11 protein-coding genes are annotated in these 6,954 nt (G+C 50.0%); 6 read left to right on the top strand and 5 right to left on the bottom strand.

Going from position 1 to position 6,954, the window contains the following annotated elements; genetic code table 11:
- Positions 1–305 precede the first annotated feature (305 nt).
- From OLTU_RS00545 to OLTU_RS00525, 5 genes are all read right to left on the bottom strand, one after another.
- Positions 306–1,121, bottom strand: coding sequence for a transposase (locus OLTU_RS00545; protein WP_141730812.1), 816 nt, complete (start codon positions 1,119–1,121; stop codon positions 306–308).
- Positions 1,122–1,267: 146 nt separating this feature from the next.
- A complete protein-coding gene (locus OLTU_RS33045; protein ID WP_369696371.1) occupies positions 1,268–1,561 on the bottom strand; it encodes a hypothetical protein in 294 nt (97 codons plus the stop codon).
- Positions 1,483–1,707, bottom strand: coding sequence for a hypothetical protein (locus tag OLTU_RS32585; RefSeq protein ID WP_245676803.1), 225 nt, complete (start codon positions 1,705–1,707; stop codon positions 1,483–1,485). Before OLTU_RS32585 ends, OLTU_RS33045 begins: the two co-directional genes overlap by 79 nt.
- 137 nt (positions 1,708–1,844) lie before the next feature.
- Complete coding sequence (locus tag OLTU_RS00530; protein ID WP_141730811.1) at positions 1,845–2,306, bottom strand: transposase; 462 nt, start codon at positions 2,304–2,306, stop codon at positions 1,845–1,847.
- Complete coding sequence (locus tag OLTU_RS00525; RefSeq protein ID WP_218109759.1) at positions 2,303–2,533, bottom strand: hypothetical protein; 231 nt, start codon at positions 2,531–2,533, stop codon at positions 2,303–2,305. The genes OLTU_RS00530 and OLTU_RS00525 overlap by 4 nt, the downstream gene beginning before the upstream one ends.
- Before the next feature lie 494 nt (positions 2,534–3,027).
- On the opposite strand from OLTU_RS00525, the gene OLTU_RS00520 reads away from it, so the two are divergent.
- The 6 genes from OLTU_RS00520 (at position 3,028) to OLTU_RS00500 (ending at position 6,920) form a co-directional block, all read left to right on the top strand.
- Positions 3,028–3,336, top strand: coding sequence for a DUF1153 domain-containing protein (locus tag OLTU_RS00520; RefSeq protein WP_141730809.1), 309 nt, complete (start codon positions 3,028–3,030; stop codon positions 3,334–3,336).
- A gap of 119 nt (positions 3,337–3,455) precedes the next feature.
- A complete protein-coding gene (locus OLTU_RS33040) occupies positions 3,456–3,662 on the top strand; it encodes an IS3 family transposase (RefSeq protein WP_369696370.1) in 207 nt (68 codons plus the stop codon).
- A complete protein-coding gene (locus OLTU_RS00510; RefSeq protein WP_141730807.1) occupies positions 3,584–4,171 on the top strand; it encodes an IS3 family transposase in 588 nt (195 codons plus the stop codon). The genes OLTU_RS33040 and OLTU_RS00510 overlap by 79 nt, the downstream gene beginning before the upstream one ends.
- A 366-nt stretch (positions 4,172–4,537) precedes the next feature.
- Positions 4,538–4,879 (top strand): AAA family ATPase, encoded by a 342-nt coding sequence (locus tag OLTU_RS33035; protein ID WP_218110398.1) that lies wholly within the window; start codon positions 4,538–4,540, stop codon positions 4,877–4,879.
- Between the two features lie 36 nt (positions 4,880–4,915).
- Complete coding sequence (locus OLTU_RS32200; protein WP_218109758.1) at positions 4,916–5,644, top strand: ATP-binding protein; 729 nt, start codon at positions 4,916–4,918, stop codon at positions 5,642–5,644.
- Between the two features lie 164 nt (positions 5,645–5,808).
- Positions 5,809–6,920 (top strand): IS3 family transposase gene (locus OLTU_RS00500; protein ID WP_439956666.1). Its coding sequence is split into 2 segments (ribosomal slippage): positions 5,809–6,061 and positions 6,061–6,920, totalling 1,113 coding nucleotides; the frame shifts between segments, so codons are not numbered across the junction.
- Positions 6,921–6,954: the final 34 nt, after the last annotated feature.

Genomic DNA, 6,954 nt, shown 5'->3' with positions numbered 1-6,954 from the left:
ATCAAATCCTGAAGCGCCGGAGGCTATATGCTGGCGAGGCAGAGCCTCGCCAACACGCTCATCAAGCCGGCTGCCCACAAGCAGCTCCTTGAACAAAAGCAAACCACCGAGCGAAGACAAATTCCGGTCCTGAAAAATCACGCGATTCATTATGTCAGCATCCTGCCTGAAGCAACCCCTTCCGTGAGGCTGGTGCTGAACGATTTACGCTCCTTTGGCCTGACTGTAAATCCGGCAAATTGAAGAATTTTACCCCAGGGTGAAAAGGGATCTTTGGTTGTACGACAGTACAGATGAAGGCTTCGTCAGGACGGCAAGGTTGAGTTCTGGGGATCTAGGCGATTCACAAGTTTTGTGAAAAGCCTTTGAACATGAAACCTGTCTGCCACAATACTGGCTTTTGGAAAATATTCCCTTGCGAGTGTCCGATAGGTTGGTGAAAGATCCATGGTGACGACACGAACATTGGAACGACCAGGCAGCCGCCTTAAAGGCTCTTCAATTTCGCCTCGAGCGCGACCTTCCAATAATTCATAAACGCGACGATGCGTATGATCGACTATGATGGTCGAGTATACTGTCGATCTGCCTTTGGGCTTCCGAAGGGAATGTTCATCAATTCCGATGACTGGCGGAAGCGGGTAGAGCCGCTTTCTGCGACGAAGTTCAAGACGATCATATGTGGCTCGATAAACAGTGTCAGCGGAGCAATCATAGTGTCTCTGAACTCTGGAAAGATCATGGAAGTTTTCCGACGCCCAGCATATTGCCGAACGCAGACGCTCGGTCGTTCGTCGCCCTTTGCCGATTCCTGATACGGGTTCGGTAAATGGCTTTTTGCAGTGACTGCAGTAAAACCGCCTTTTGTTGATGAGCAGAACAACCAGCTTGTTGCGAAGGGGCTCATCCTTGATGCGAACAGGACGATGATCATAAACAGATTCAGAGAGATGGGCACACTTTGGGCAGACCTCGTGCGTCGAAGTTTTCTTAAAAAACCCCAGAATTCGATTGCTGAGTTTTACCGATTTCACAAGTTCCAGTTCAGGAAGAAGAACGAGTCGTGCTGGTCTTTCCATAGACATAGGCGCCCTCCTGGCTTTTTGATTCTGGCGAACCAAAATCTACGGCAGGTTTGCCTATGTCCCTATTTTATTTTTGGAAATGACCCACCACGAACCGAGAAGACCCCCAATTGTCCCATAGCTCAGTTGGGTTGCGAATATTCGGTTGTCAAAGATCAAGGTGGTTTTCTTCGCGGGACCTGTTACCCATAACCCAACGTGAGTTTTATGTTCATAAGACAACGCTTCACCTCCTGTTCATATCGCCTTGGAAATATAACAATGGTCTGCCTTGCCTTTCGCACCACCTGACAGGCAAGGTTGACCAGACAATAACGAATTCTTTTTGAAAACATCGGACGATCAGGGCGCATCACCGTCCCCAGAAAGCGCATGAAATTGTATGCGAAAGCCGCTATCAATCCATAGGCGCGGTTTGCATTAAGCTTCTGGCAGGGAAAGTGATGCAGATCAAATCCGTTTTTGAGTTCCCGAATGAAATTTTCGGCATGCCCGCGTTTGCGATAAAGTCCACGGCATCCTCGGCGGAAAGGCCCGAACTGCTTTCTGAGGTAATATAGGCCTGATACGTCCAGTGCCAGTCGGCAAAGATCTCCCGCTCGCCCTTGCGAGGTCGTCTCATGAAAATCACCCGGAAAACCTTCTCACACTTTTTCGAATGGTAAAGCGATTCGCCGACCTCGGCCTCCTCCTCTTCCAGCGTCTTGCTCTTTGCCTTCGGCCACTTGATGCGCCGTCGCAGAAGAGGACTGTAAAGGTTTACCGCATGGCGATCAGAAAGCCAAAACCGTTCTGCTCGCAGGCCTGGAACACAGGATTGTTGCAGTAACCCGAGTCAGCCCGCAAAAGCGGGCGCTCGCGCCGCAGCTCACGCGGCAGATGACGCGACACCTCGCTGATGATGAACGGAGCGTCCTCGGAGGTGAAGGCATTGCCCTCCCGGACGTTCAGATAGTGCAGAAAGCCCTTCTGATCAAACACCTCGATCGAGCTCAGGCTCCACTCATTCTTGTAGTTATAGGCAAGGCCCTCCATCTTCACACCATGCTGCTCATGCCCCGTCGAGTCGATATCCAGCACCAGACGTTCCGAACTTCCGCTCCGCAGATGAAGCTCACCAGCCAGACGGCAAAGCTCCTGATTCAAATGCTGAAGCTGGAAACCGGAGAATTTTCGCAGGAAATCCTCATAGGTTGCTGATGAAACAAGAGGGCCGTTCACCCTGCAAAACGAGGGTCTTCAGCCAGGGCATCCATATCATCAAGACAGTCGGCACCACTCACAAGACCAAGCATAAGCGCGCGGAATTTATCGAAACTCGAGGCTCGCGAGGCTATGCGAAGTCGCGGAAGACAATCCACAGCCCGCTCCTCGAGGCGAGTGCTGGTCAGCAGATTCTCGAAAAACAGCAGACCACCGAGCGCGGAGAGCGCCTTGTTCTGAAACATCACCCTGTCATTCATCACTCAACATCCGGATTCCAGCGCCCCATCCGTGGGACACATGGCCGGACTCCATTTGCGCTCTTCTGGCTTGTCTGTAAAGGCGGAAATTTCAGGTGTCGGGTGAAAGCATAGGATGGGCCGGAAATCCGAACGGATCTGAGTTTCGTCACATCGACGGCTGGGAGTTTCGGGGATCTAGATATATAGGCAAAAGTCCCGGGGCCTCCATTACATGCCCGATCCTAAAGCCAATTCCAAAGGCCGGGTAGCCTGCTTCAATGGAGATGCTGCCAAGGAGATCGTAAAAGTGTTGAATCAGCGTGAACGCGATCAGCCTTTCTTTCCATATGGAGCAGACTGGTACTTCAGAGTTGGAGGCGTCTTGGATACCCGGAACTAACCTTGAAGGACTGTCGACGTGGTTCTCTGTACTGGTGGAGTGTTCCCCTCCTGTTTCGTACAGGGTATAAGAAAATTCTGTACTAACGGAGTATGCAATGAAGACCGACTTTCAGAGATGGACTGCCAGACGCAAGGTTGAGTTGATAGTCAGGATCATGAAGGGAGAGAAGTCCCTGGTTGATGTCTGTAGGGAGCAGGACCTGAAGCAGTCTGAGGTCGAAGGCTGGATCGAAACCTTCCTTAAAGGCGGAGAGAATAGTCTCAAGACCAACGCCAAGGAAGATCAGGCCCAATACGAGCGGGAGATCAAAGACCTCCGGGCCACGGTTGGAGAGCTGGTTCTGGAGCTCGATGCCCGAAAAAAGTGGCAGGCTCTGAGCCAAGATCAAGAGACGAACTCTTAGGGCTTCAGAGCGTTCTCAAGGAGGAGGGCAAGGCCGTATCTCTTTCCAAGCTCTGTCAGTGGTTTGGAGTGCCAAGGTCCAATGTCTATTACCAGCCAAAGGGTGGCCGCGCGACCCGTATGGACCAGGATTTGGTTCTTGGGATTCGTCGGATTATCGAAGAATTCCCGACCTATGGAGTCCGACGTATTCACGCAGTTTTGAAGTTCCGTGATGGCCTGAAAGTCAACCGGAAAAGGTCCACCGGATCATCAAGCTCAATGGCTGGCAAAAGACTGAAAAGCCCCGAGGCATGCGCCCCAGGGTCCAGGGACGAAGACACCTGACCTTCCGCTCTGACCAGCTTTGGGCGATCGACACGACGAGCATATTCTGCGGCAAGGATGGCTGGTGTCATCTCACTGCCGTGATCGACTGCTTTGATCGGGAAATTGTGGGCTGGCGGCTTTCAAGTTCGGGAAAGGCCAAGGTTGCATCAGCAGCGCTTGAAGACGGTCTCAGGGCTCGTGGGCTGATCTGGAAACCGAAGGTCCACCTGACTCTGAGAAGCGATAATGGACTCGTGTTTGGTGCCAGGGAGTTCGTTGGTGTTGCGCAGAGACACGGCATCGAACAGCAATACATTACCCCTTATAGTCCGGAGCAGAACGGCATGATTGAGCGGTTCTTCAGATCCCTTAAAGAAGAGTGTATTTGGCTGAATCGATTCAGGTCAAAGGATGCAGCTTTCCAGGCTATTGCCGACTGGATGGACTTTTACAACGGGATGAGGATGCATTCGGCGCTCGGTTATAAATCGCCGCGTCAGTATCGTGAGCAAACTTTAGTGGCTTGAGTTGTACGAAAAGTGGGGAGCACTTCACTGGCTTGGTCACAATACAAAGCTTGATGTTATTGCCTTACGCAACCATGCGAGACATAAGAGCATTGAGACAACCGCTCTTTATACTCGAAGACCATGGGATCTATCGGTGAGTTCTGGAGCTTTGGATCTGGACGAATAGTAGCAAAAGTAGCCGCATGCATCGATCCAACTATGCATTATAGCCATGGTTAATTTCTTGAACCAAGCTTGTGAGCTTCCATTTCTGCTGTTTTTGCCTGGAAAAATCCCAGGAAAAGATCTGCTTGGTTTTTCATGAAAATTCAAAGTAGGAGTTTTGTTTGTATAGACGACCTCTCAATATACCAAAATTATTGAATAATTCTTTTTTTATGGGGTCCTCGCCAAGTCGGGAAGACGAGCCTGTTAAAGGAGACTTTCCCGGACACCTCCTTTATCCAGCTTTTGAAAAGTGATGAATTTGCTCTCTTCCAAAGTTATCCGGAACGACTGCGAGAAAGAGTCAGGAGAAATACCTGGAAGTTCGTTATCATTGACGAAATTCAGAAAGTCCCCAGCTGCTTGATGAAGTTCATCTGCTCATTGAAGACGATGGTGTGGTCTTTAGGCTTTGTGGATCGAGCGCTCGAAAGGTTCGTAAAGGCCATGCAAACCTTCTCGGAGGGCGTGCCTTGCGATATGAAATGTCAGGCTTGGTAGCGGCTGAAATCGGCTCGGAATTCTCTCCTGGAGAAAATGCTGAACCGTGGCTACATGCCACTTATATATGATTCCAATGAAGCTGCTCTGCATTTAAAATCATATTGCGCAGACTATTTAAAAGAAGAAATTTTCGCAGAAGGACTGGTTCGCAAGTTACAGCCGTTCAGCCGATTTCTTGAAATATCTGCATTAGGTGATACGGAGCTTCTCAATTATGAGACTGTTGCGCGTGATTGTGGCGTTTCAGCACCAACGGTCCGCTCTTACTATGAAATTTTAGTCGACACTCTGCTGGCACGCTATCTGCCAGCCTATACTTTCAGGCCGAAGCGTAGAGTTTCGTCGAGCCCGAAGTTTTATTTCGCGGACGTTGGTGTTGTTAATTATCTTGCGCAACGTGGTCAAGTCTTGCCAGGATCGAGTGCGTGGGGAAAAGCCTTTGAAAACTGGGTTTTTCATGAACTCACGACTTACATCGAATACACTGGGCGGCCAGAGACATTGAGTTACTGGCGTTTGACAACAGGGGTCGAAGTCGATTTCATTGTAGGACCTATGAAGGCAGCAATAGAATCCAAAGCTTCGTCGAATATTCATTCTGATCATTTAAAAGGCCTTCGCGAACTGAAAAGCGACTACCCTGAGATTCAGAAGAGAATTGTCATATCAATGGAGAATGGAGCTCGCATGACAGAAGATGGGATCGAAATTCTAAGCTATCAAGATTTTGTCAAGAGCCTCTGGGCAGGAAACTTGTTCTAACCGAGTCCCCGAAACTTTCCGTCAGTCTCGTTCCGCTTTCCCGTCATTTGCACGCTATCATCTGACTTGGCGCTCGCAGCAGATTGACGTTGACCCCGAAAAATCCTCCAGCGAAAAGCTGAAAAATCCGCTATAATTCAGCTCTCTTTGACGTGGAGAGATGTATGAAAACGTCCAAGTTTACTGAGGAACAGATTGTCTATGCCCTGCGTCAGGTGGAAGCTGGCGAGGCTGTGGTGGATGTGTGTCGTAAGCTGGGAATTTCGCAGCAGACGTTTTATACCTGGAAGAAAAAGTACGGAGGGCTTGGTTCGACGGAACTCAAGCGAATGCGTTTGCTCGAAGATGAGAATCGCAGGCTCAAGCGCTTGGTGGCTGACCTGAGCCTTGACAAGCATATGCTGCAGGAAGTGATCGAAAAAAAGCTTTGAAGCCTGCAAGGAAGCGGGAGATTGCAGACTTCCTGAAACGTGCCTTCAAGATTTCCGAGAGACGATCCTGCAGTGTTTTGCTCTTCGACCGATCGTGTTGTCGATATCGAGCCCGCCGACGCGATGATACGGCCATCCGGATGCGAATCAGAGATATTGCACAGAGTCGGGTGCGATACGGCTACAATCGCATTTATGTGCTTCTGCGGCGTGAGGGATGGTTGGTAAATCGCAAGAAGGTTCATCGCATATACGTCAGTGAGGGTTTGAGCCTGCGACACCGGAAGTACTACCGTAAGCGTCGTTCCCAGATCCGAATCATTCCTCCGACACCCACAGCTCCCAATCAGCGTTGGTGCATGGATTTTGTTCACGACTCCCTGGCTGACGGAAAAGCCATTCGAATCCTAACAGTCGTCGATACCTTTAGTCGCGAAGCAGTGCTACTTGAATGTGGGCGAAGCATGACCGGAAAACATGTTGCAAATGCTCTTGAAAGGCTGTCTCATGGTCATGGGATGGCCTCATTCATTAACGTCGACAATGGGAGTGAGTTTATCAGCAAAGCCCTCGACGACTGGGCGCATTGGAAAGGTGTGCGGCTGGACTTCTCCCGGCCCGCGAAGCCAACAGACAATCCTTTCATAGAGTCTTTCAATGGAAGGTTTCGAGATGAATGCCTTAATCAATCGGTTTTTGAGAGCCTTGAGGATGCTCGGCATAAGATCGAACAGTGGAGACGTGAGTACAACGAGGATCGCCCACACAGATCTTTAGGTAATAGGACACCCCAGGAATTCCTGAGGGAATTTGACATGAACAGAGCTGAACAAATGCGATTTTAAAGTGCTATTTGGAGGAGTTTTTGGGACCCCCTCA

The sequence above is a fragment of the Oligoflexus tunisiensis genome (assembly GCF_001748245.1).
Lineage (GTDB): Bacteria > Bdellovibrionota_B > Oligoflexia > Oligoflexales > Oligoflexaceae > Oligoflexus > Oligoflexus tunisiensis.
The sequence above is the reverse complement of the archived record's forward strand: the minus strand, read 5'-3'. Positions and strand labels throughout refer to the sequence as shown.

Coding starts and splice junctions, on each gene's coding strand:
- OLTU_RS33040 (WP_369696370.1), top strand. CDS start 3,456: ATGGACCAGGATTTGGTTCTTGGGATTCGTCGGATTATCGAAGAATTC.
- OLTU_RS00525 (WP_218109759.1), bottom strand. CDS start 2,533: ATGTTTCAGAACAAGGCGCTCTCCGCGCTCGGTGGTCTGCTGTTTTTC.
- OLTU_RS00520 (WP_141730809.1), top strand. CDS start 3,028: ATGAAGACCGACTTTCAGAGATGGACTGCCAGACGCAAGGTTGAGTTG.
- OLTU_RS32200 (WP_218109758.1), top strand. CDS start 4,916: ATGCTGAACCGTGGCTACATGCCACTTATATATGATTCCAATGAAGCT.
- OLTU_RS32585 (WP_245676803.1), bottom strand. CDS start 1,707: ATGAGACGACCTCGCAAGGGCGAGCGGGAGATCTTTGCCGACTGGCAC.